Here is a 22,430-nt window from a genome sequence, read left to right on the forward strand (position 1 = left end):
CTTATAAACAGGATGATATTCCGCGCTTTGAAATAACGTTCGAATTAAAGGCTATTAAATTCTCTGCCGCACCTGTCTTAATGATTTTGTGCCAAAGAATTCGTTTGAGTTCGCATTTCGGATAAGCGACAGTGGGCTATCATTGTTGTGTTCGCTCAGTTTTTTTCGGGTTCCCTTTTTCAGGATGAAGCCTTAAATAACCAGAACGGGTTGTCTTTCGGGTCAGCCGGTTTGCAAAAAAGAGGTGCGCTATGACGACAATCTTTGACGAAGCCATCAGAGACAGCAAACGACTCAACGACGGACCAGACTGGACATTCGAACTGCTTGATGTCTATTTAGCAGAGATAGACCGGGTTGCTAAACTCTACCGGCTTGATACCTACCCGCACCAGATTGAAGTGATTACCTCAGAACAGATGATGGATGCCTATTCCAGCGTTGGCATGCCCATTAACTATTCACACTGGTCATTCGGTAAAAAGTTTATCGAGACCGAGCAGCGCTATAAGCATGGTCAGCAGGGTCTGGCCTATGAAATCGTTATCAACTCCAACCCCTGCATCGCCTATCTGATGGAAGAGAACACCATGACCATGCAGGCGCTGGTGATGGCACATGCCTGCTATGGTCATAACTCCTTCTTCAAAAATAACTATCTGTTCCGCAGCTGGACCGATGCCGGCTCGATTGTCGATTACCTGCTGTTCGCCAAAAACTATATCAGTGACTGCGAAGAGCGCTATGGCGTCGAAGAGGTCGAGCGACTGCTCGACTCCTGCCATGCCCTGATGAATTATGGCGTCGATCGCTATAAACGCCCGCAGAAAATCTCCCTTCAGGAGGAGAAGGCGCGGCAGAAAAGCCGTGAAGAGTATCTGCAGAGCCAGGTGAATACGCTATGGCGAACGCTGCCACGGCGTGAGAAAGAGACAGTGGCTTTTGAAGCGGCACGCTACCCTTCTGAGCCGCAGGAAAACCTGCTCTATTTTATGGAAAAAAATGCCCCGCTGCTGGAGTCCTGGCAGCGTGAGATCCTGCGCATTGTGCGCAAGGTGAGCCAGTATTTCTATCCGCAGAAGCAGACGCAAGTCATGAACGAAGGCTGGGCGACGTTCTGGCACTACACCATCCTTAATCACCTGTACGATGAAGGCAAAGTGTCGGAACGTTTTATGATGGAGTTCCTGCACAGTCACACCAACGTCGTCTATCAGCCGCCCTATAACAGTCAGTGGTACAACGGCATCAACCCTTATGCGTTAGGGTTTGCGATGATGCAAGATATCAAGCGGATCTGTCAGTCACCGACTGAAGAAGATCGCTACTGGTTCCCGGATATCGCCGGCTCCGACTGGCTGGAAACGCTGCATTTTGCGATGCGTGAGTTTAAGGATGAAAGTTTTATCAGCCAGTTCCTGTCGCCGAAAGTGATGCGTGATTTCCGTCTCTTCACCGTACTGGATGATGACCGCAACAACTATCTGGAGATCGCTGCCATCCACGATGAGGCGGGCTATCGTGCCATTCGCCAGCAGCTCTCTGCACAGTACAACCTGAGTAATCTTGAGCCTAATATTCAGGTCTACAACGTCGATCTGCGTGGCGATCGTTCACTGACTCTGCGCTATGTGCCACAGAGCCGTACGCCGCTCGATAAGAGTCGTCGCGAGGTGCTGAAGCATGTACATCGTCTGTGGGGATTTGATGTGATCCTGGAACAGCAGAACGAAGATGGCAGCGTCGAATTGCTGGATCGTAATCCGCCACGCGGTTCATCGCTCTGATGGGCTAAAAACGAAAAACCGGACGCGATGTCCGGTTTTTTTTATCGTTTATTGCCGAGGTCGTCTGGCAGGTTCTTCTGCATGCTGTGCCAGATTTCGCCGCTGCGGCGGCCATAGTTGCGCACCACCTCTACAATCTCATCCTGTCCTGGCTCTTTGTCGCACAAGGCCAGAAGAGTCAGATAGAAATCCCGCGCAACCTGGCGCGCTTCCGCACTGGAAAAGTAGTGACGACCCACTCGGGTATAGAGGCCTTTCAGGCCATTGAGGATCAGACCGTAAATCGGATTGCCTGATGCAAATGCCAGACCGCGAAACACCCGGTAGTCGAGCTCGGTATAAGCATCCGCCTGATCGGCCGCGGCACTTACCGTTTCCAGCACTTCACGCGCTTTGTCCGGATGATGGCGCAGCGCACGGCTGATAAAAATCGATGAAATGTTGCTGCGGACTGACAGCAGGTTGTCAATCAGCACCGGCACACTGTCGTGATCGAGGCGGGCGAGCGTTTCCAGAATATTAAGGCCGGAGGTCTCCCAGAAATCGTTCACACGCGTCGGTTTGCCGTGCTGAATCGTCAGCCAGCCGTCACGTGCCAGACGCTGCAGCACTTCACGCAATGTGGTGCGCGTTACCCCAATCAATTCAGAAAGCTCACGCTCAGCAGGAAGAATCGATCCGGGCGGAAAGCGACTGTTCCAGATGCTTTCAATAATATACTCTTCAGCAAATCCCGCTGGACTCTGAGCCTTTATAACCATAGCAATGTGTTCTCGTTGCTTTTCTAATCATGATGGGGACTCATCATACCAGACGCCCTATAGCGGATATAGCCTGCGTAACCATTAAAACCGGGCGCGGGCGCATATTTCAGACTGGCTGACGGCGAACGCTGCTGTTATAAGACGATGGCCGGATGCACGCTTTTCTGCGCCGGAACATTCAGTCTCAAAAGCAGCAAAAAATCATCCTGAAAGCACAGTATGCGGGTTCCGGATGGCCTGCACTTGCCGTTTCGCTTTCTGCCAATTGCAGCCGGGTTTTTCTCAACGTCGACATCCTGGCGCTGTTAACTGAGCAGGCATCAGCTTGAAGACCTCCGCTTATCCTCCTGTAACCTGCTCTGGATCAGAATCAGGTCATGTTTGCACACGATTTTTCCCTGTCCCTGGCTGGTTTGCCCGCGCTTTTGGTTTACACTGCGTGGCATTAACGTTTACAGGGAATGCAATATGTTGCGATATCTGAATCAATGTTCTCGTGGTCGGGGAGCCTGGTTATTACTGGCACTGACGGCGCTTGCACTGGAATTGACGGCACTCTTCTTTCAGCACGTGATGGGATTAAAGCCCTGCGTGATGTGTATTTATGAACGTAATGCGCTGTTTGGTGTGCTGGGCGCGGGTCTGGTCGGTGCGATTGCGCCGAAATCACCGCTGCGTCTGGGCGCTCTGGCATTATGGATCTACAGTGCCTGGGAGGGCCTGCGTCTCTCTTATGAACATACGATGATTCAGTTGCATCCAAACCCGTTTACGACCTGTGATTTTGCTGCCCGTTTTCCCAGCGGGTTACCGCTGGATAAGTGGCTGCCGTCGGTGTTTCTGGCCAGCGGCGACTGTGCAGAACGCAGCTGGACTTTCCTGACACTCAGCATGCCGCAGTGGATGATTGGGGTGTTTGCTGGTTATCTGCTGGTCGCCGTGCTGGTACTGATTGCTCAGCCTTTCAAACCTAAGCGTCGCGATCTCTTTGGTCGCTGACACGAAACGTGCTGAGATCGAAAAAGGCTGCCACTTGCAGCCTTTTTACGTTTCAGATGATACCGTGGCGTTTAGCCGTTACGATCGGGGCGATCAATAATATGATCTTCCCAGTCCCGCACTTCACTCTCCCGCACCGCAATATAACGCACCGAAATTCGCTGCGCATGCATCGCGGTTTTCGAACCGGCCCGCAGCGGATGCCAGACTGGCAATCCTTTGCCCTCACCCAGCAACCGGTAGGCGCAGGTGCGCGGCAGCCAGTTAAAGGTGGTCAGATTTTCGCGCGTCAGCTTGATGCAATCCTCTTCTAATTCGAAGCGGCGCTCATAGTTACGGCACTGGCAGGTTTTGATATTGAGCTGATTGCAGGCGACGTTGGTGAAGTAAATCTCATCCGTGTCAGCGTCCTGCAACTTGTTCAGGCAACACTGGCCACAACCATCACACAAGGATTCCCATTCCTCATCGCTCATTTGTGCCAGGCGTTTTTGTTGCCAGAAAGGGGTGTCAGTCATGATGATTTGTCCGGGTTGTGCCTGAAACGCACCTTATAAAGCCTATGCTGCGGTGATGCAAGTTTTTAGAGTACGCGCGTGCTGATGCCGTGACCCGCCAGCGACACTTCCAGCTTGTCACCCGAGCGCATCGGACCCACACCCTCAGGTGTCCCGGTCAGAATGACATCGCCTGCACGCAGCGTAAAATAGTGGCTCATATGGGCAATCAGCGGCAGAATTTTGTGAATCATATCTGCGGTGTTGCCGTGCTGACGCACTTCTCCGTTTACAACCAGCTTAAGCTCGACATTCTGTGGATCATCACTGAATTCGGCTACCGGGATGAAACCGGAGATGGGACAGGCGTTATCAAAGCCTTTTGATTTTTCCCATGGCTGGCCCGCTTTTTTCAGCCCGGACTGCAGGTCACGCAGCGTCAGATCCAGCGCCACGCCATAGCCTGCAATCGCTTTAGCCACGTGTTCTTCACTCGCCTGTTTCAGCGTTGCACCAATCAACACCGCCAGTTCGACTTCGTGATGAACTTCGCCAAAGGTGTCGGGAATGGAGAGCGGCTGGCGCAAATCACACAGCGCCGTTTCCGGTTTGATAAAGATTACCGGCTCGGTTGGCGTCGCACTGCCCATCTCTTTAATGTGTTTTGCATAATTACTGCCGACGCAAACCACTTTGCTGACCGGAAAATCTAACAGAGCGCCTTGCCAGTTATGATGCTGATACATGCTCATCCCCTGTTCAGGTTAGGTGTGATGCCAGCGCGGCTGGCGGGTTGATGTTTGCTGATGCATTGATCGAAATGCCAGCAACAGAGCGTGATAATAAGATCCTTTTAACCATCCGGGGTGCGGAATTTGTCAAAAAGCGTAAACGATGCCCCTGGCATGCTGAATAATCGTACAAATAAGGTGTGAAAATGTGGACTGGGTATTTAAACAGGGGTGAAACAGATAAGCTGCGCCGTTAATTTTGCGCAGCTTCAGAGCAATATTAACCCTGCAGTATCGCACCAACAGGATTTATATTTACAGAAGAATCCGAGTTAAAGTTTTTTATCGGCCTCTAAATGAATTTTTAGCAGACTTTCAATCGGCGGTGGAAGCTGTAAATAATAACCCTGCTCGCTCAATCCCTGCTTAACTTTATTGATATCCGCATTAGCCAGCCTGTCGCGGCCTGCCAGCTTTAGCACCATCGCCAGCTGCGGCTTGCCAAATCCTTTCAGCAATTCTTCCGGAACGCGCGAGAAATCGTCCTTTTTTTCAACATAAAGATAAGTCTGGTCACGTAACGGGCTTCTGTAGATCACACAAAACATATTTTTTACTCGAATTAACCGGCGTTGAGGCTTGTCTGAATATAGCTGTAACTATAACATGCTTGCAGAACTTCGAATATTCACCGTTAGCGCTTCAGCGATGATTTTATCATCGTCAGGTTAACGGTAGTGAAAACAGGACTGAGTCGGGACAGATGTCGCAAACGCCAATCGAATTCAAAGGTAGCAGTTTCACCCTGTCTGTCGTCCATTTGCATCACCATGACCCTGCGGTGATTCGCAAGGCACTCCAGGACAAGATTGACCAGGCTCCCGATTTCCTGAAAAACGCCCCGGTGGTGCTTAACGTCGCTACATTGAGTGCCGATGTTAACTGGAAACAGCTGCAGCAGGCGATTCTTGCTACCGGCTTGCGCATTGTCGGCGTAAGCGGCTGCAAAGATGAAGCACTGAAACGCATGATCGTGCGTGCAGGGCTGCCGGTACTGGCAGAAGGCAAAGAGGCCAGGCCGCGCGCCGAGGCACCGCAGCCGGCCCCCACTCCTGAACCGCAGCCGGTTGTAACCGAGACGGCAGCAGCGAAAACCCGCATCGTGAACACGCCGGTGCGCTCAGGCCAGCAGATTTATGCGCGTGACGCCGACTTAATTATCACCAGCAGCGTCAGTGCCGGGGCCGAACTGGTCGCCGATGGCAACATTCATATTTACGGCATGATGCGCGGTCGCGCCCTGGCAGGTGCCAGCGGCGATCGTAACTGTCAGATTTTCTGTACTAACCTGGCGGCCGAGCTGGTCTCGATTGCCGGGGAGTACTGGATCATGGATCAGATCCCACAAGAATTTTTTGGTAAAGCCGCGCGCCTGTGCCTGCAGGATGGCGCGCTGACTATCCAGACACTTAATTAGGCCCCTTTTCTTTTGTTAAGGAAATCAACATTTATGGCACGCATTATTGTAGTTACATCCGGTAAAGGGGGCGTTGGTAAGACCACGTCAAGCGCGGCCATCGCCACCGGTTTAGCGCAGAAAGGCAAAAAGACGGTCGTTATCGACTTTGATATCGGTCTGCGTAACCTGGATTTGATCATGGGCTGTGAGCGCCGTGTGGTCTACGACTTCGTTAACGTTATTCAGGGCGATGCCACGCTCAACCAGGCGCTGATTCGCGACAAACGTACTGAGCAGCTCTACATTCTGCCTGCATCGCAGACCCGCGATAAAGATGCGCTGACGCGTGAAGGTGTTGAGAAAGTCCTGAACGATTTAGCCGCAATGGAGTTTGATTTCATCGTCTGCGATTCACCGGCAGGGATTGAAACGGGCGCACTGATGGCGCTCTACTTTGCTGATGAAGCCATCATCACCACCAACCCGGAAGTCTCTTCTGTCCGCGACTCCGACCGCATCCTCGGCATCATCTCCTCTAAATCCCGCCGCGCTGAAAACAGTCAGGACCCGGTGAAGGAGCATCTGCTGCTGACCCGTTATAACCCTGGCCGGGTAAACCGTGGCGATATGCTGAGCATGGAAGATGTGCTGGAAATTCTGCGCATTCCTCTGGTCGGCGTGATCCCTGAAGATCAATCGGTGTTACGTGCCTCTAACCAGGGCGAGCCGGTGATTCTTGACGGCGAATCTGATGCTGGCAAAGCCTATGCCGATACCGTTGAACGGTTACTCGGTGAAGTACGCCCCTTCCGCTTTATCGAAGAAGAGAAGAAGGGTTTCCTGAAACGCCTGTTCGGGGGATAAACCATGGCATTACTTGATTTCTTTTTATCCCGGAAGAAGAACACTGCCAACATAGCCAAGGAACGGCTGCAGATTATCGTGGCAGAACGGAGAAGGGGCGACAGTGAGCCCCACTATCTTCCGCAACTTAAGCGCGACATTCTGGAAGTGATTTGCAGATATGTGAAGATCGATCCGGAAATGGTCACGGTACAGCTCGATCAGAAAGGTGATGACATCTCGATTCTGGAGCTGAACGTCACGCTGCCGGAAACGGATGAAGTGACTAAATGACGCTGACCGTTTCCTGAATTTCCCCTGCGCAGTGGCAGGGGAAATTTAACCGGTTAACACCCCGCGAGAATCTCTTCAATGCCGGGTTTCAGCAGTTCGCCCCGCCATCCGGTAAGTAGCTCCGGCTGACGTCCCTGTGGCTTCAGGCCCCAGTGCAGGCTTAGCACCTGATTAATCTGACGTCGCGATGCCAGTAACTCCTGGCTGAATCCGCTCTGCTCGCTCACCTGCTGCACCAGCGCCTTCATTGCCTTAAACACCTGCTTGTAGTGCGGATGGTCGATCAGATTACCCAGCGGAGCAGGCAGTTCATTCTCGTCAAGCGCCTCTGCTTCAGCCACCAGCGCCACCAGCGTTTTGCCATGGAAACGGATTTCGTGGCCTGACAGCCCCAGATGATCCAGCTCACCCAGAGAGCCTGGCATAAAGCGCGCCACTTTCCACAGATGCTCTTCACGCACCACAAAATTAACCGCCATATCCTTTTCACGCGCCAGCTTCAGACGCCAGGCCGCCAGCCGTTGCAGTGCCGCCAGCTGACGCGGACGCAGTTGCCAGGCGTTGGTGATATCCCGCCAGGCTTCATCCGGTGCCACACTGTCGAGACGGCGCTGACACAGGTTATCGCACTCACTGAGTGCCGCCGCCATGTTGCCGGCCTCTTCCGTGTTAATCATCAACTGACGGGCAATCGGCAGCAGATAGTGAACGTCTGCCGCCGCATACTCGCACTGACGCTGAGTCAGAGGGCGTGCCAGCCAGTCGGTACGTGATTCACTTTTATCCAGCTCGACCTGCGTGAAATGCGCCACCATGGAGGCAAAGCCCCAGGAGAGGGGCTGGCCGGAGAAGGCTGCCAGAATCTGGGTGTCGATCATCGGCGTCGGCAGCACGCCGAAACGGTGCAGGAAGACTTCCAGATCTTCTCCTCCGGCATGCAGGAATTTAGTCACGCTGGTGTCGGTCAGTAGCGCAATAAAGGGTGACCAGTCACGGATAATCAGCGGGTCAATCAGCACCAGCTGGTGATCGTCGAACAGCTGGATCAGGCCAAGCTGAGGGTAGTAGGTGCGGGTGCGGACGAATTCGGTGTCCAGTGCTACCGCTGCATGCTGGCGGGCTTTCTGGCACACGTCAGCCAGTTGTTCATCCTGGTCAATAAGGGAATAGTTCACGTCTGATTTCCACCGCAGCCAACAACGCGCGGCGCTCCATGTTAAACACAATAAAAACGCCGGACATGCCGGCGTTCAACCTCAATTTTGATACAGATTCAGTTCGCGCCGGGCTTCGCCTCGTCGCGCAGCTCACGTCGCAGGATCTTGCCTACATTGGTTTTGGGTAGCTCATCACGGAACTCAATGATTTTTGGCACCTTGTAACCGGTCAGCTGGCGTCGACAGTGATCGAGCACCTCTTCTTTGGTCAGCGACGCCTCTTTTTTCACGATGCAGACTTTTACTGCTTCACCTGACAGATCGCTGGGGACGCCAATTGCCGCGGCTTCACGCACTTTCGGGTGCTGCATCAGCACATCTTCAATCTCATTCGGATAGACATTAAAGCCTGAGACCAGAATCATATCTTTTTTGCGGTCTACGATGCGAATAAACCCTTCCTCATCAACGGTAACAATATCACCGCTGTGGAGCCAGCCATTTTTGAGCACTTCCGCTGTCGCTTGCGGATGCTGCCAGTAGCCCAGCATCACCTGCGGGCCGCTGATACAGAGTTCGCCCGGTTCCCCCGGCGGCACTTCGTTTCCGGCATCATCCAGAATGCGTACGTCGGTTGAAGGAACCGGCAGGCCGATACTGCCCGTGTGACAGTTGATGTCATACGGATTGACGGATACCAGCGGCGAACATTCGGTCAGGCCGTAGCCTTCCAGCAGATAGTGTCCGGTGAGCTTTTCCCAGCGCTCAGCCACCACTTTCTGCACCGCCATTCCGCCACCCGCAGAGAGACGCAGCGTTGAAAAATCGAGTTTATTGAACTGCTCATCGTTGAGCAGCGCATTAAACAGCGTGTTCACGCCGGTAATCGCTGTAAACGGCACTTTACTCAGCTCTTTAACGAAGCCGGGAATATCGCGGGGATTGGTGATCAGCAGATTCTGGCCGCCAAGCTCCAGGAAGAGCAGGCCATTCACGGTTAAAGCGAAGATGTGGTAAAGCGGCAGCGCGGTGACCACAAATTCTTTTCCGTCACGTAGTACCTTGCCGTAAGTCGCGCGAGTCTGCTCCAGGTTCGCCTGCATGTTGCGATGGGTCAGCATCGCCCCTTTCGCCACGCCGGTGGTGCCACCGGTGTATTGCAGGAAGGCGAGATCGTCATTCGAGACCGTCGGTCGCTGATAATTGAGCGTGGCACCCACTTCCAGTACCTGGCGAAACGAAATGGCGCCCGGTAAATGGTATTTCGGCACCAGCTTCTTCACATACTTAACGATAAAGTTAACCAATGTGGCTTTGATCGGTGCCAGCTGATCGCCCATCCGGGTCAGAATGACGTGCCGCACAGCGGTTTCCGCCACCACTTTTTCCAGCGTATGCGCAAAATTTGAGACGATCACGATGGCGCTGGCTCCACTGTCATTGAGCTGATGCTTCAGCTCACGCGGCGTGTAGAGCGGATTCACGTTGACCACCACCATACCGGCACGCAGCACACCAAACAGGGCCACCGGATACTGCAGTAGGTTAGGCATCATCAGCGCCACCCGGTCACCTGCTTTCAGGCCCAGCTGGTGCTGGAGATAAGCAGCAAAGGCACGGCTCTTCTCTTCCAGCTGACGATAACTCATCTTCTGACCCATGTTCAGGAACGCGGGTTGATCGGCGTAGCGTTTTGCGGCCTGCTCAAACAGATCCACCAGCGAGGTGTAACGATCTGCACTTATTTCGGCAGGCACATCTGCCGGGTAGCGTTTCAGCCAAACCTTATTCAAGGATCCACCCCGATAATTATGTTGTATTTCCATCGCTGCCTCGCCAATCTGGTTTGTTAACAATATTTTAACTGATTGTACCAGTTTGCCTGTTTCGGCATGTTGAGGTTGCGAAGTGCATCACTAAATTTCGTGCCGGGAAAACAGGCCAATAAAAAGCCCGGTAGCGAGCACCGCGACCGGGCTGGATAAATCATGTTTACACTTATTCGGTCAGGATGGTCTGCACCTCTGAAGGTCCGGTGTTAACCATTCCCCAGTAGGGATTAGGCCCCCAGTATCCGCCGCGATGACGGGTCGGACCATACCAGATCCAGGGATCCATCGGCTGTGGCGGTGCTGTTACCTGCTGGGCAATCCGCCAGCGCTGATAACCGCGCACATCGATGACCGCAAATTTGTAATCGGCCTCACCAATTTTACCCTGCTCCGTGCCCTTCAGGGTACCCAGCACGGTAACGTACTGGTTTCTGACATCCACTGGATCAACAAAACCGTGAATGTCAGCATAAATCCGGCCAACCGAGGCCGCACCCAGACGCGGTCTGGCGCTCTCATCCAGCGGCTGTGCCGCAATCTCAAGCCGGGTTTTGCCGTTCAGGTTAGTGACATTCACCACCTTGCCGCCAAAGCGCGATTCCTGCCCGACAAAGAGCGAGGGATCGCTCATCACCCGCAACAGATCCTGCTGCGGCTGAGGTGAGCTGCCCTGCAGCGTGTCAGGAATGGAGACACAGCCGGTTAACGCCAGCACACAGGTCAGCAGCAGACCTGAAAGCTCTTTACCACACATTGACGACATAGACGTTCTCCCGTTAGGTAAAGACTTAGACTGGACGTATAACAATAAGTTGCGTGGATTTTACCGGCCAGGTAATTTTTTCCAGGCAACTTCATTCCGCAGATAGGTCGGCTCCGCCGTCTCCGGCAGCAGCGTATTTCCCTGCGCCAGCGCCAGGCTCGCCAGTGGCAGCATATCCTGAGCGGCGGGCAGTGTAACGTCGCTGGCGTTCAGGGTCAGATCGTGCCCCTGCTGCAAGGCTGGATAGGCCTGCCAGCCGGTGCCGGCGGTCATCCAGTCGCCAGAAAGCGCCTGCATCCGGGCGAGTGCTGCCTCGGGTGACAGCACGCTTTCACTGGCCTCACCCTGCCAGGCACCCTGCTCATCACGCTGATATTCGGCCCAGTAAACCTCGCCCATCCGCGCATCGATAGCGGTTAAGACCCGGGTTGCCCCGTGCAGACGCCAGGCCCCTTCCGCCAGCGTCGCCAGAGTGGAAACGGCGATCATCGGCAGTGATGCGCCCAGTGCCAGTCCTTGCGCAATACCAATACCGATCCGCACGCCGGTAAAACTGCCAGGCCCCCGGCCAAAGGCAAGCGCGTCCAGTTCGGTCAGCTCCAGCTGCTGCGCCAGCAGCAGCTCCTCGACCAGCGGCAGAATACGCTGCGTATGATCGCGCGGAGCAATCTCGAATCGGGCATCAATCTGTTGCTGATTCAGCAAGGCGGCTGAACAGGCTTCTGTCGCCGTATCCAGCGCTAAAATTCGGGCTGACATGACTACCTCAGAAGAAAGAAAACGGCGCGCATCTTAGCATAAAATTATGCGTCTGGTTCGGGTTGCTGGCGGATAAAGGCGATGGCACGGGCAATGTCCCGTGTGCGCGGCGTCGGCGGCAGGCTGTTGAGAAACAGCGCGCCATAAGGTCGTGAGACCAGACGCTGATCGCAAATGACCAGCACACCACGATCGTCCGTATCACGAATCAGACGGCCTACACCCTGCTTCAGGGTGATTACCGCATCCGGCAACTGCACATCGGCAAAGGGATCGCCGCCGCGAATCCGGCAATCTTCCATTCGGGCTTTCAGCAATGGATCTTCCGGTGAGGTAAAGGGCAGTTTGTCGATGATCACCAGCGACAGCGCATCACCCCGCACGTCCACCCCTTCCCAGAAGCTGCTGGTCGCCACCAGCAGAGCATTGCCCTTCTCAATGAACTGCTTCAGTAACTGACCTTTGCTGGTTTCACCCTGTACGAGCACCGGCAGTGTCATCGAGGCGCGAAACTCTGCGGCCAGCTCTCGCATCATCAGATGCGAAGTACAGAGGAAGAAACAGCGGCCTTTATTGGCATCGATCAGCGGTTTCATCATCGCGGCCAGCTGGCGAGCGCCACCGGGACGGTTAGGTTCCGGAAGATTGCGTGGTACACAAAGCAGGGCCTGCTTCGCAAAATCGAACGGGCTGTTCAGAATCAGGCTCTTTGCCGCATTCACACCCAGTCGTTCGGCGAAGTGGGCCATTTTCTCATCTACCGCCAGTGTCGCCGAGGTGAAAATCCACGCCGCCTTGCGGTTATCCATTACCTCACGAAAACGTTCCGCTACCGAGAGCGGCGTCAGCGCCAGGATAAAGTGACGCGAGGTGCATTCATACCAGTAGCTGTAGCCCGGCTCGTTGATCGCCCGCAGCCGTTTTAACCGGCCACGATAGAGCGCGGCCCGCTCAAAGGCGGCATCCAGCAGGGCTGAACGCCCCAGAGAAAGTTTGATGACGTCGTAACAGAGCTCCAGCGCATCATCCAGCAGGGTGAACATACGCAGTATCTGATTATCGCTGAGCAGTTCGCGCAGATTTCCGCGATAGCCGGGATCGCCTAATGCAAGGCGGAAATCCTGCGCGCACTGCGCCAGGCGGTCAGCGGATTTCTGCAGCTGCTGAGCATCACGCACCTCGGTGCGGTAGGCGGTAATAATATCTTTGGCGAGATCGAGTAACTGACGGCTGGAGAGCTGCTGACCAAAATACTGACTGGCGATGTCAGGCAACTGATGGGCTTCGTCGAATATCATCACATCCGCTTCGGGAATCAGTTCACCGAAGCCGCCCTCTTTCACCACCAGGTCGGCAAGAAACAGGTGGTGGTTAACCACGACCACATCGGCGTCCATGGCGCGCTTACGCGCTTTAACCACAAAGCACTCTTTATAGCGCGGGCAATCGGTGCCGAGGCAGTTATCGTTGGTGCTGGTCACCAGCGGCCAGACCGGGCTGTCTTCGGTGACGCCCGCACAGCTGCTGATGTCGCCATCTTCCGTCTGTGATGACCAGCTGCGCAGCGTCACCAGGTCAGTCAGAGCCTGTACAGTGAGATCGCCGCCTGCCATAGATTGCTGTTCCATGCGTTCCAGACAGAGATAGTTGGAACGTCCTTTCAGTAAGGCCGTTTTTCCTTTGAACTTTAGCGCCTTGATCATCGTGGGCAGATCGCGGGCATAGAGCTGATCCTGCAGCGCTTTGGATCCGGTAGAGACAATCACTTTTTTACCGGCCCGCAAAGCGGGTGCCAGGTAAGCATAGGTTTTACCGGTGCCGGTGCCGGCTTCGACCACCAGTTCACCCTGCTGTTTTACGGCTTCAGATACCGCCTGCGCCATCTCACGTTGTGCTTCACGCGGCTTAAAGCCTGCGATCGCCAGCGCCAGAGCGCCATCCACTGCAAAATCGTCTGCCACATACCCTCACTAAGAACGGCAAAAACACTGTAATTATGTCAGTATTGGATTAACAAAGCAAAATCGAACACTATCAGATACTTATGATTTTCATGCCGATAGCAATGCCGTCTTAAGCCGCCCGAATTTACAGCTGACAGACACAGAAAAGGCGGCCCGAAGCCGCCTGAAAAGAACCCATCGCGTTGCCGGTATGCCTGAGGACATATCAGTCATTTGCGCAGGCTGAAGAAGCGCTAAAAGCCGTTATTACTGAACAATCATCCGGCCATTAAGATGCTGCAGCGGACGGTTATTGGTGGTTTGAAGCGCCTGCTTAAACGCGTCGAGCTGCGCCTGAGAGAGCGTAACCGGCTCTTTCAGCACCAGCCAGCGAATACCTTCGCTGCAGGGTGGCGTCGTGAGGGAACCACTGAAACGATAGTAGTGCAGGTCTGCCGGAAAGAGTGCGCGTAAATCTACCTGCCGGTTAATGTTTACCTGTTTGTTTTCCTGTTTCGGCATTGCGTCAATTAATGGCACCAGTGCCGGATTCTCTTTACCAACCTTAAACATCACCGCGACCACGGCCAAATCGCCATCCTCTTTGCTGTGAACAAAGTGGGCTTCAAGCGGAAACGTTTCTCCGTTAATCTGGTTTTCACTCGGCGTATGAAAATGATACTGACGCAGTGTGAATTTTTCACCATCCAGTACAAAGTCATCTTCCTCATCAACGGTTACCTGAATGGTGTGACCATTATTAATAACCTTCTCAGCGGATGTGTGATAAGCCAGATCAAGCGGCTGTAAATGTCCTTCGATCGGATTTGTAATATTAATGGGCGACTGTGACTTGCCTTCGTGACACATGTGGAAGTCGCTGGTCAGTTCACTCCAGTGCGCCGGACCGGCTTTGCCTTCATACGTCCAGTATGGCTCTGCGGCGCCTGCTGCGCTGACAGACGAAATCGCTATAACCAGACTTAACATTTTTAGTTGTTTCATTTTATCCCTGCTTAATAAGCTAATGTGCGGCAGGAATACTATTCCTCTCAGCTTTGCGTCAGCAAGATGACAAAATGCGGTTAATCAAAACAGGATTGAATAACGAGTCTATAATTTTTATCGATGTTAATTTAATAAATATCACTTGTAGAATTTATATTTCAAATAACGGTTTTCGCGATAATTAAAATGGATTACCTGCCTCAGGAAATAGACTCAGTAGTAAACCTGAAGAACAAATTGATCGGCAGGCTCAGAGATGAAACAGCGAAGAAAGAGGCGAATCGGTGCAGGCTACAGAAGTGAGAAACCGCAAAACTGCACGACTGGCGGTTTTGCGGTGTAAGCCTGAATCAGAAGAAAGGCACTTCGACAGATATCCCTTTCAGACGGTTAAACATCCTTTTCTGACGGATCGTCTTCCTCATCCTCTTCTTCATCTTCCGGATAGATCTCAGCATCATCTGGCAGCGGTTCATCATAATCAGGACGTTCAGACATAATTACCTCCGGTGATAAATAGCAGTGCTGCTATTTCAACTGAGCATAGTTAACCGGCACACGAGGCCGCACATTTTCCGCCTGAAATGTGAGCAAGGCGTGAAATTGCTGTAACAGTCTGAAAATGATCTGATTGCTTAGCGCTAATGGTGTATGTAAAGCGCGCCCGCCAGCATAATGACGAACAGTACCGCAAATGTAATCACGCCCTGCTTACTGCCTTTGGATAACCCCACAAACGCCGCAATAACAATAAACAGCAGCGTCAGTGCGCCAGCCATTACCCAAAACAGATACTGCGTATTCGCCATATTCTCATCCTCATCCTGTGGCGTTAACTTTGGCGGATTTATACCATTTCTAAACCATCAGCGCCCTCAATTCCGTGCCTTTGCCCGCCTGTTAACGTCATGGACTGGCAAGTAACCTTTGACACCTCATTCAATCCTGCCAGACCGACAGTGTGATGCAGTTATCAAATGCAGAGGAACGCAGAGAGGAAATAACCGCCCGGATTATAATGATTAAATCAGCTTACGGTTGGGATGTGGCACCCGCAGGCTGACGTGCTGAGACTGGTTTAACATTGCCATTCAGGCGGTGTTATGCAGATGGCCTTAACCCGACAGCCTGACTCAGGCGGAGGCATGTTATGAACTATTACCGCATCGGCTCTCTGGCTGGCGTGCTGCTACTTTGTGGCTGCCAGGCTCCCACGCCTGATCAGGCTCGTCTGCAGCCACCCGTTTTTCAGGGTCAAAGCACCCGTACCGTCCCTCAGCTCAGCGACTGTATTTATCGTGGCTGGTCCACCACCAGCGTTATTGCCCGGGATAACACCACTCACACCCAGCCTGCCGGCAGCGAGATCAGCGTCCTCACCTGGGAAGATTCTATTTTTGCGGATGTCTCACCCCATAGAAAAGGGGCGGAGGTGAAATATTTCACGACCTTCCGGATGTCCCCGGATGTGATGGCAGACAGACAGGCGATTGTTGAGCGCTGCCTGTAAGGCGTACGGGGGTGACAGCCATATCGGGAGTGTGCCAGGCTAATGCGCACTTAACCAGGGAGAAACCGATGAGTATTACCCGCATTGACCCGGAACATCGCATGTCCGAAGCTGTTATTCATAACGACACCATCTATTACACCAGCGTGCCTGAAAATCTGGAGGCTGACGCAGAAGCGCAGACCGCTAACGCGCTGGCGGTGATTGATGCCATTCTGACCCGGCTCGGCAGCGATAAAAGTAAGATCCTTGATGCCACGCTCTTTCTGGTGGATAAGGCTGATTTCCCCGCCATGAACCGGGCCTGGGACGCCTGGGTCTCACCGGGCAATGCGCCAGTGCGCTGTACGGTTCAGGCCGGGCTGCTGAATCCAAAGTACAAAATCGAAATTAAAATCATCGCTGCACGCTAAAGACGTCGGGTGTTATTCCTCTTCGTTTTCTTCATCTTCGTCGTCGAATAACGCCCGAATCTGTTCGCCCTTGTGATTCTGACGGATTTCCTGCGCCACCTGGGCGATCGCTTCACCGCTCGATAAACCACCCGTCATTAACTCCTGAATACGTTCGACGGCCTGCTGTTGCTGCTCATGTGAGAGAGCCGGTAATCCAATAAACATGTTCTACTCCTGCGTTGGGGCCGACAGTATCCCATGCGGAACTAACAGGTGCCAGTCGGGAAAAAATATGTCAGTCTGACCGCCTCTTTGCCTGCTGATTTGTCTGCCCGATGATTGTTGAAACCCTCACGCTTGATTATACCCCGGATGCGCTGACACAGCGTTTTGCCACCCTTGCCCATCTGCCGTGGGCGATGCTGCTCTCCTCCGCGCAGGCCAGCCACAGCGACAACCGCTTCGATATTCTGACGGCCGATCCCCACGCCACCCTGGTGACCCGTGGGCCGATCACGACCATCAGCGATGCAACCGGCACGTCCGAATCGGCCGCGGATCCCCTGCTGCTGGTGCAGCAACAGTGTGATGCGCTGGGCGTGACGCCTGCGGCCTGCGAAGCGCTACCGTTTCAGGGCGGCGCGCTCGGCCTGTTTGGTTATGATCTGGGCCGCCGGTTTGAGTTGCTGCCCCAAAAAGCCGCAGCCGATCTTACAACCCCGGACATGGCCGTGGGGATCTATGACTGGGCCTTGATTGCCGATCATCATCAGCAAACCCTGACGCTGGTGGCGTTAAATGACGCTCAGGCGCGCGCCGCCTGGCTGGCGCAGTGGCCCGCGCGTGAAGCCGTGCCTTTTTCACTGACCAGCGGCTGGCGTTCTAATCTGAGCTATGCCGATTACGCCGCGCGTTTTGCTGCGGTTCAGGCCTATATTCAGGCCGGTGACTGTTACCAGGTCAACCTGGCACAGCGTTTTCAGGCCGGTTATCAGGGTGATGAGTGGCAGGCGTTTACTCTGCTTAACGCGGCTAACCGCGCGCCGTTCAGCGCGTTTCTGCGCCTGCCGGAAAGTGCGATCCTCAGCCTGTCGCCGGAGCGCTTTCTGTCGCTGAATCAAAACCAGATTGAAACCCGACCAATTAAAGGCACCCGGCCACGCTGTGCCGATCCGATTGCGGATGCGCAACAGGCTGAGGCACTGCGTCATGCGGAGAAAGATCGGGCTGAAAACCTGATGATTGTCGATTTGCTGCGCAACGATATTGGCCGCGTGGCGCTACCCGGCTCGGTCACGGTGCCTGAACTGTTTGTGGTTGAACCCTTCCCCGCCGTCCATCATCTGGTCAGCACGGTGCGGGCGCAGCTGCCTGACACCCTGCAGGCCACCGATTTGCTGCGCGCCTGTTTTCCGGGCGGCTCGATAACCGGTGCGCCTAAGATTCGGGCGATGGAGATTATTGATGAGCTGGAGCCGCAGCGGCGCAATGCCTGGTGCGGCAGTATCGGCTATCTTAGCCTGTGTGGCCGGATGGATACCAGCATCACGATCCGCACACTGATTGCCGAAGGCCAGCAGCTTTACTGTGCCGCGGGTGGCGGGCTGGTGGCAGACAGCGATCCTGAAGCGGAGTATCAGGAAACGCTCGACAAAGTCAGCCGGATTTTACCGGCTCTGGAACAGACAGGAGGTTCAGTTGGCACTGACGCTTGAGGTTTTCCGCAACCGCTTTCTCCTGCAGCAGCCGGCCCGCAGCACGCAGCGTCTTTCCGGACGTCATGCCGCGGTGCTGGTGCCGGTTGTAGCCCGTCATGAACCGGGTCTGTTGCTGACGCAGCGCTCACACGCCCTGCGGAAACACGCCGGACAGGTCGCCTTTCCTGGCGGGATGCAGGATGACACCGATGCCTCGCTGATCGCCACCGCCCTGCGTGAGGCGCAGGAAGAAGTCGGTATCGATCCACAGCAGGTCGAGATATTAGGCGCGCTGCCCGCCGTCACCAGCAGCACCGGCTTTCAGGTAACACCAGTGCTGGGCATTATTCCGGCCGATCTGCGCTTAACGATTAATCCGGATGAGGTGAGCAGTGCCTTCGAGATGCCGCTGGCTGAGGCACTGCAGCTCAGCCGCTATAGCGCGCTGGAGGTGCATCGGGCGGGTGTACGCCATCCAGTCTGGCTGTCGCGCTATCAGGATTATCTGGTGTGGGGCATGACAGCAGGGATTATCCGTTCACTGAGTACACAGATCGCCTTCTGAGACCTTTCTACTTCTTTTTCCCCCTTCCAGCCCGTTAGCGAGCTGCCGGGCTGAGCTATAATTTTTTCTATCAGTTTTGATAAGTTTATTTCATGCGAAAAGCTGCTCTTTTCCGGTGCATGACCATTACTATGGGCGCCATAAACTGCCCCGGCAGACTGAGAATAAATGTGAGGAGTGTCACCTGTGATTAGTGTTTTCGACATGTTCAAAGTGGGCATTGGCCCCTCGAGTTCGCACACTGTCGGCCCGATGAAAGCGGGTAAACAATTTGTGGATTTGCTCTGCGAACAGGGAAAGCTGCAGGAGGTCACCCGGATCGCCGTGGATGTTTACGGTTCTCTGTCGCTGACCGGCAAAGGGCATCACACGGATATCGCCATTATTATGGGTCTGGCTGGCGAATCGCCGAACACGGTAGATATCGATGCCATTCCCGCATTTATTAAAGATGTTGAACAGCGTGAGCGTCTGCTGCTGGCAAAAGGCGCGCATGAAGTTGATTTCCCGCGCGAAGGCGGCATGGTGTTCCGCAGTGAGAACCTCTCACTGCATGAAAATGGCCTGCGCCTGCTGGCATTTGCGGGCGACCTGCTAATCCTGTCGAAAACCTACTACTCCGTGGGCGGTGGGTTCATTGTGGATGAAGAGCACTTCGGTCAGTCGGCACTGGATGAGGTCTCTGTGCCCTGGCCGTTCCACTCCGCCAAAGATTTGCTGGCGCACTGTCGCGAAACCGGCCTGTCGCTGTCGGGCCTGGTGATGAAAAATGAGCTGGCACTGCACAGCCGCGACGAGATTCATGCCTATTTCACCAACATCTGGCAGACCATGCAGGCCTGTATCGATCGCGGTCTGAATACTGAAGGCGTATTGCCAGGACCGCTGCGCGTACCCCGTCGTGCCGCCTCCCTGCGTCGCCTGCTGACCTCCTCCACCAAGCACTCCAGCGATCCGATGATTGTTATCGACTGGATCAATATGTTTGCGCTGGCGGTCAACGAAGAGAATGCCGCAGGTGGCCGTGTGGTCACGGCGCCGACGAACGGTGCCTGCGGTATCGTGCCTGCGGTGCTGGCTTACTACGATCACTTTATCGAGCCGGTGACGCCCGATATTTTCCTGCGCTATTTCCTCGCCTCGGGCGCCATAGGCGTGCTGTACAAAATGAACGCCTCTATTTCGGGTGCGGAAGTGGGCTGCCAGGGTGAAGTGGGTGTCGCCTGTTCGATGGCGGCTGCCGGTCTGGCAGAGCTGCTGGGGGGTAGCCCGGAACAGGTGTGTGTCGCCGCTGAAATTGGCATGGAGCATAATTTGGGACTGACCTGCGACCCCGTGGCCGGTCAGGTTCAGGTTCCCTGCATTGAACGTAATGCTATCGCCTCGGTTAAAGCCATTAACGCGGCGCGTATGGCACTTCGTCGCACCAGTGAACCCCGCGTCTCGCTGGATAAGGTTATTGAGACCATGTATGAGACCGGCAAGGATATGAACGCGAAATACCGTGAAACTTCCCGTGGCGGTCTGGCGATTAAAGTTCAGTGTGATTAAGCGAAACGTTTAATCGCATAAATAACGTGCAAACGTAATAAAATCCGCATCCTGCGCTATCTCAGCGCAGGTTTAAACGGTAGAGTGTTTTCCGCGCAGCCGTCCGGTCTGCGCAGCTTTCCAGACCCGCTTTTCTGCATTCCGGCCTCAATATTGACCTGGCCGTGCCGATACTAACCCCGTTATTTTTTGCTTTTTTCTGGCTTTTTGGGAAGGTGGATACTGATGTTTATGGCCCAGCAATTTGTTGGACAATTCAGACGCAAGCGTTTGCTGATCGCACTGTCAATCGCCACCGTGGTGCTGATATTAACGCTGGCCTTTCGCTACATCGAAGAGAAGTCACGTATTGAACAGCAGGCGATGGATTTCGCCGACAAAGCGATTATGCGGTTTGACCGGATGTTTTCACCGCTGGAGGTTTCAGCCAATAATACGCTGGGGCTGGTGGGCGTTCCCTGTCAGGACGTGCGTTTTCCGCTCGTCGAAAAAATCTCCTCTCTGCAGACGGTACGTGCCATTCTGCTGGTCGAAAACGACATGCTTTACTGCTCCAGTATTTATGGCCCGCGCACTATCCCTTTCAGCCAGACTTATCCTGACCTTGCCTTCAACAGCCAGCGTATGACCCTCTCAACCGATCAGTATCTGCTGAAAGGCTCGCCGGTTTTACTGCTGTGGACGCCAAAAAGCCTGGATAACCGTTCGGGAATATTGCAGGTTATCAACATTGAAATGATGAGTAACTACCTGCTGGAGCCTCAGTTGCCCTGGGTTGAACGCGCTGTGTTTAATGTTAATGGTGAGAGCCTGGAGTATGGCAATCCGCTGATAGAACCAACGGTGCCGGCAGATGATGAAGTGAGTTACGAGCAGGGTTCGCTGCGCTACCCGTTTACGCTCACCCTCTATGGCCCTTCGCCGACACGGCTGGCGCTGGCGACACTTCCCTCACAGCTGCCGCTGGCGCTGCTGCTGAGCCTGCTGATGGGCTACATTATCTGGCTGGCAACGGCAAATCGCATGAGCCTCAGCTGGCAAATCAGCTATGGCATTACGGCCCGTGAGTTTATGGTCTATTGCCAGCCGCTGATCAACAGCAAAAGCGGCGAGTGTGACGGGATAGAATTGCTGCTGCGCTGGCATAACGCCCGCCAGGGCTGGATCGCACCGGATGTCTTTATTCCGCTGGCCGAGCGCCAGAACCTGATCAAGCCGCTGACGCGCTTTGTGCTGAACGAGGTGGTGAGAAAGCTGCCGCAGTTGCCCGATGATCCCGCCTTTCATATCGCCATCAATGTGGCCGCCACTCATTTTCGCGACCGCGCCATTCTGGAAGATCTGCAAAACCTGTGGTGGCCTGCCAGTCCGGTGCCGCAACTGGTGGTGGAACTCACTGAGCGGGATGCCCTGCCGGTCGTCGATCAATCGGTGATTGCACAACTGCACGACATTGGCGTCCGGCTGGCGATTGATGACTTTGGCACCGGTCACAGCTCGCTCTCCTACCTGAAAGATTTGCAGCCAGACGTGCTCAAAATCGACAAGATTTTCACAGCGGCTATCGGTACGGATGCCATTAACGCCACGGTAACGGATATGGTGATTTCGCTGGCCCAGCGCCTGAATATCAGTCTGGTAGCAGAAGGGGTAGAAACGGCTGAACAGGCGGATTATCTGCGCGAACGCGGGGTGGATCATCTGCAGGGCTACTATTTTGCCCGCCCGATGCCGCTGGAAGACTTTCCAGCCTGGCTGACGCTGCATCAGGCTGATGCCCGCCGTTAACTGCCGCGTCAGCGCCGCGCCGCCCTGATACGACTCCCCGCACATAAAAAAACAGCCGCGGCGTTTCAGCAGCGGCTGTCAGAGAGAT

Annotated in this window: 23 protein-coding genes; 11 read left to right on the plus strand and 12 right to left on the minus strand. The window is 54.3% G+C overall.

Annotated features, from left to right (window positions below):
• Positions 1–251: 251 nt before the first annotated feature.
• Positions 252–1,787: a SpoVR family protein gene (locus tag BY447_RS02235; protein WP_013358074.1), complete on the plus strand. Its 1,536-nt coding sequence runs from the start codon at positions 252–254 to the stop codon at positions 1,785–1,787.
• Between the two features lie 41 nt (positions 1,788–1,828).
• Here BY447_RS02235 and fadR read toward each other — a convergent pair whose 3' ends face one another.
• Positions 1,829–2,548 (minus strand): fatty acid metabolism transcriptional regulator FadR, encoded by a 720-nt coding sequence (fadR, locus tag BY447_RS02240; protein WP_013358075.1) that lies wholly within the window; start codon positions 2,546–2,548, stop codon positions 1,829–1,831.
• Positions 2,549–3,019: 471 nt separating this feature from the next.
• On the opposite strand from fadR, the gene dsbB reads away from it, so the two are divergent.
• Positions 3,020–3,550 carry a disulfide bond formation protein DsbB gene (dsbB, locus tag BY447_RS02245; protein ID WP_013358077.1) on the plus strand — a complete coding sequence of 177 codons (531 nt, stop codon included), beginning with the start codon at positions 3,020–3,022 and terminating at the stop codon, positions 3,548–3,550.
• 71 nt (positions 3,551–3,621) lie between these two features.
• On the opposite strand, the gene BY447_RS02250 is transcribed toward dsbB, so the two are convergent.
• The 3 genes from BY447_RS02250 to BY447_RS02260 all read right to left on the minus strand — a co-directional run bounded on the left by BY447_RS02250 (position 3,622) and on the right by BY447_RS02260 (position 5,386).
• A complete protein-coding gene (locus BY447_RS02250; protein WP_013358078.1) occupies positions 3,622–4,068 on the minus strand; it encodes a YcgN family cysteine cluster protein in 447 nt (148 codons plus the stop codon).
• A gap of 65 nt (positions 4,069–4,133) precedes the next feature.
• The gene (locus BY447_RS02255) at positions 4,134–4,793 is read right to left on the minus strand and encodes a fumarylacetoacetate hydrolase family protein (protein ID WP_110330381.1); all 660 of its coding nucleotides are present in this window, start codon (positions 4,791–4,793) and stop codon (positions 4,134–4,136) included.
• Positions 4,794–5,110: 317 nt separating this feature from the next.
• On the minus strand, positions 5,111–5,386 hold the full coding sequence (locus BY447_RS02260; protein WP_110330382.1) for a YcgL domain-containing protein: 276 nt from the start codon (positions 5,384–5,386) through the stop codon (positions 5,111–5,113).
• Between the two features lie 155 nt (positions 5,387–5,541).
• On the opposite strand from BY447_RS02260, the gene minC reads away from it, so the two are divergent.
• The 3 genes from minC to minE are packed head-to-tail and all read left to right on the plus strand — an operon-like array spanning position 5,542 to position 7,374.
• Entirely contained in the window at positions 5,542–6,255 is a 714-nt protein-coding gene (minC, locus tag BY447_RS02265) for a septum site-determining protein MinC (protein ID WP_013358080.1), read from the plus strand.
• Positions 6,256–6,288: 33 nt separating this feature from the next.
• The gene (gene minD, locus BY447_RS02270; RefSeq protein ID WP_003852716.1) at positions 6,289–7,101 is read left to right on the plus strand and encodes a septum site-determining protein MinD; all 813 of its coding nucleotides are present in this window, start codon (positions 6,289–6,291) and stop codon (positions 7,099–7,101) included.
• Positions 7,102–7,104: 3 nt separating this feature from the next.
• Positions 7,105–7,374, plus strand: coding sequence for a cell division topological specificity factor MinE (minE, locus tag BY447_RS02275; RefSeq protein WP_008925314.1), 270 nt, complete (start codon positions 7,105–7,107; stop codon positions 7,372–7,374).
• Positions 7,375–7,427: 53 nt separating this feature from the next.
• Here the strand turns inward: minE and rnd are convergent, their stop codons facing one another.
• The 7 genes from rnd to BY447_RS23330 form a co-directional block, all read right to left on the minus strand.
• Positions 7,428–8,549: a ribonuclease D gene (gene rnd / locus BY447_RS02280; protein ID WP_110330383.1), complete on the minus strand. Its 1,122-nt coding sequence runs from the start codon at positions 8,547–8,549 to the stop codon at positions 7,428–7,430.
• Between the two features lie 98 nt (positions 8,550–8,647).
• Complete coding sequence (fadD, locus tag BY447_RS02285; RefSeq protein ID WP_146210981.1) at positions 8,648–10,324, minus strand: long-chain-fatty-acid--CoA ligase FadD; 1,677 nt, start codon at positions 10,322–10,324, stop codon at positions 8,648–8,650.
• 205 nt (positions 10,325–10,529) lie between these two features.
• A complete protein-coding gene (locus tag BY447_RS02290; protein WP_110330385.1) occupies positions 10,530–11,126 on the minus strand; it encodes a Slp family lipoprotein in 597 nt (198 codons plus the stop codon).
• A 60-nt stretch (positions 11,127–11,186) separates the two neighbouring features.
• Positions 11,187–11,885 (minus strand): tRNA (adenosine(37)-N6)-threonylcarbamoyltransferase complex dimerization subunit type 1 TsaB, encoded by a 699-nt coding sequence (gene tsaB / locus BY447_RS02295; protein ID WP_110330386.1) that lies wholly within the window; start codon positions 11,883–11,885, stop codon positions 11,187–11,189.
• A 44-nt stretch (positions 11,886–11,929) separates the two neighbouring features.
• Positions 11,930–13,846: an ATP-dependent DNA helicase gene (locus BY447_RS02300; protein ID WP_013358086.1), complete on the minus strand. Its 1,917-nt coding sequence runs from the start codon at positions 13,844–13,846 to the stop codon at positions 11,930–11,932.
• Between the two features lie 249 nt (positions 13,847–14,095).
• Positions 14,096–14,833 carry a carbonic anhydrase gene (locus tag BY447_RS02305; protein WP_110330387.1) on the minus strand — a complete coding sequence of 246 codons (738 nt, stop codon included), beginning with the start codon at positions 14,831–14,833 and terminating at the stop codon, positions 14,096–14,098.
• A 644-nt stretch (positions 14,834–15,477) separates the two neighbouring features.
• Positions 15,478–15,645 (minus strand): hypothetical protein, encoded by a 168-nt coding sequence (locus tag BY447_RS23330; protein ID WP_013358089.1) that lies wholly within the window; start codon positions 15,643–15,645, stop codon positions 15,478–15,480.
• A 341-nt stretch (positions 15,646–15,986) separates the two neighbouring features.
• Here BY447_RS23330 and BY447_RS02310 point away from each other — a divergent pair, with 341 nt between their 5' ends.
• Complete coding sequence (locus BY447_RS02310) at positions 15,987–16,346, plus strand: hypothetical protein (RefSeq protein ID WP_061062632.1); 360 nt, start codon at positions 15,987–15,989, stop codon at positions 16,344–16,346.
• A gap of 68 nt (positions 16,347–16,414) precedes the next feature.
• On the plus strand, positions 16,415–16,759 hold the full coding sequence (locus BY447_RS02315; RefSeq protein ID WP_013358091.1) for a RidA family protein: 345 nt from the start codon (positions 16,415–16,417) through the stop codon (positions 16,757–16,759).
• A gap of 12 nt (positions 16,760–16,771) precedes the next feature.
• Here BY447_RS02315 and BY447_RS02320 read toward each other — a convergent pair whose 3' ends face one another.
• Positions 16,772–16,966 (minus strand): YoaH family protein, encoded by a 195-nt coding sequence (locus BY447_RS02320; RefSeq protein ID WP_013358092.1) that lies wholly within the window; start codon positions 16,964–16,966, stop codon positions 16,772–16,774.
• Between the two features lie 110 nt (positions 16,967–17,076).
• Between BY447_RS02320 and pabB the strand changes: the two genes are divergently transcribed.
• The 4 genes from pabB to BY447_RS02340 all read left to right on the plus strand — a co-directional run bounded on the left by pabB (position 17,077) and on the right by BY447_RS02340 (position 22,342).
• Positions 17,077–18,456 carry an aminodeoxychorismate synthase component 1 gene (gene pabB / locus BY447_RS02325; RefSeq protein ID WP_110330388.1) on the plus strand — a complete coding sequence of 460 codons (1,380 nt, stop codon included), beginning with the start codon at positions 17,077–17,079 and terminating at the stop codon, positions 18,454–18,456.
• A complete protein-coding gene (locus tag BY447_RS02330) occupies positions 18,440–19,003 on the plus strand; it encodes a CoA pyrophosphatase (RefSeq protein ID WP_110330389.1) in 564 nt (187 codons plus the stop codon). Before pabB ends, BY447_RS02330 begins: the two co-directional genes overlap by 17 nt.
• A 186-nt stretch (positions 19,004–19,189) precedes the next feature.
• Complete coding sequence (locus tag BY447_RS02335; RefSeq protein ID WP_110330390.1) at positions 19,190–20,554, plus strand: L-serine ammonia-lyase; 1,365 nt, start codon at positions 19,190–19,192, stop codon at positions 20,552–20,554.
• A 225-nt stretch (positions 20,555–20,779) separates the two neighbouring features.
• Complete coding sequence (locus BY447_RS02340) at positions 20,780–22,342, plus strand: EAL domain-containing protein (protein ID WP_033783287.1); 1,563 nt, start codon at positions 20,780–20,782, stop codon at positions 22,340–22,342.
• Positions 22,343–22,430 lie beyond the last annotated feature (88 nt).

The sequence above is a fragment of the Pantoea sp. JKS000250 genome, from assembly GCF_003201065.1.
Lineage (GTDB): Bacteria > Pseudomonadota > Gammaproteobacteria > Enterobacterales > Enterobacteriaceae > Pantoea > Pantoea vagans.

Coding starts and splice junctions, on each gene's coding strand:
- fadR (WP_013358075.1), bottom strand. CDS start 2,548: ATGGTTATAAAGGCTCAGAGTCCAGCGGGATTTGCTGAAGAGTATATT.
- BY447_RS02305 (WP_110330387.1), bottom strand. CDS start 14,833: ATGAAACAACTAAAAATGTTAAGTCTGGTTATAGCGATTTCGTCTGTC.
- BY447_RS02340 (WP_033783287.1), top strand. CDS start 20,780: ATGTTTATGGCCCAGCAATTTGTTGGACAATTCAGACGCAAGCGTTTG.
- BY447_RS23330 (WP_013358089.1), bottom strand. CDS start 15,645: ATGGCGAATACGCAGTATCTGTTTTGGGTAATGGCTGGCGCACTGACG.
- BY447_RS02250 (WP_013358078.1), bottom strand. CDS start 4,068: ATGACTGACACCCCTTTCTGGCAACAAAAACGCCTGGCACAAATGAGC.
- BY447_RS02260 (WP_110330382.1), bottom strand. CDS start 5,386: ATGTTTTGTGTGATCTACAGAAGCCCGTTACGTGACCAGACTTATCTT.
- dsbB (WP_013358077.1), top strand. CDS start 3,020: ATGTTGCGATATCTGAATCAATGTTCTCGTGGTCGGGGAGCCTGGTTA.
- BY447_RS02320 (WP_013358092.1), bottom strand. CDS start 16,966: ATGTTTATTGGATTACCGGCTCTCTCACATGAGCAGCAACAGCAGGCC.
- BY447_RS02255 (WP_110330381.1), bottom strand. CDS start 4,793: ATGTATCAGCATCATAACTGGCAAGGCGCTCTGTTAGATTTTCCGGTC.
- BY447_RS02310 (WP_061062632.1), top strand. CDS start 15,987: ATGAACTATTACCGCATCGGCTCTCTGGCTGGCGTGCTGCTACTTTGT.
- pabB (WP_110330388.1), top strand. CDS start 17,077: ATGATTGTTGAAACCCTCACGCTTGATTATACCCCGGATGCGCTGACA.
- minC (WP_013358080.1), top strand. CDS start 5,542: ATGTCGCAAACGCCAATCGAATTCAAAGGTAGCAGTTTCACCCTGTCT.
- tsaB (WP_110330386.1), bottom strand. CDS start 11,885: ATGTCAGCCCGAATTTTAGCGCTGGATACGGCGACAGAAGCCTGTTCA.
- minD (WP_003852716.1), top strand. CDS start 6,289: ATGGCACGCATTATTGTAGTTACATCCGGTAAAGGGGGCGTTGGTAAG.
- BY447_RS02315 (WP_013358091.1), top strand. CDS start 16,415: ATGAGTATTACCCGCATTGACCCGGAACATCGCATGTCCGAAGCTGTT.
- minE (WP_008925314.1), top strand. CDS start 7,105: ATGGCATTACTTGATTTCTTTTTATCCCGGAAGAAGAACACTGCCAAC.
- BY447_RS02235 (WP_013358074.1), top strand. CDS start 252: ATGACGACAATCTTTGACGAAGCCATCAGAGACAGCAAACGACTCAAC.
- BY447_RS02290 (WP_110330385.1), bottom strand. CDS start 11,126: ATGTCGTCAATGTGTGGTAAAGAGCTTTCAGGTCTGCTGCTGACCTGT.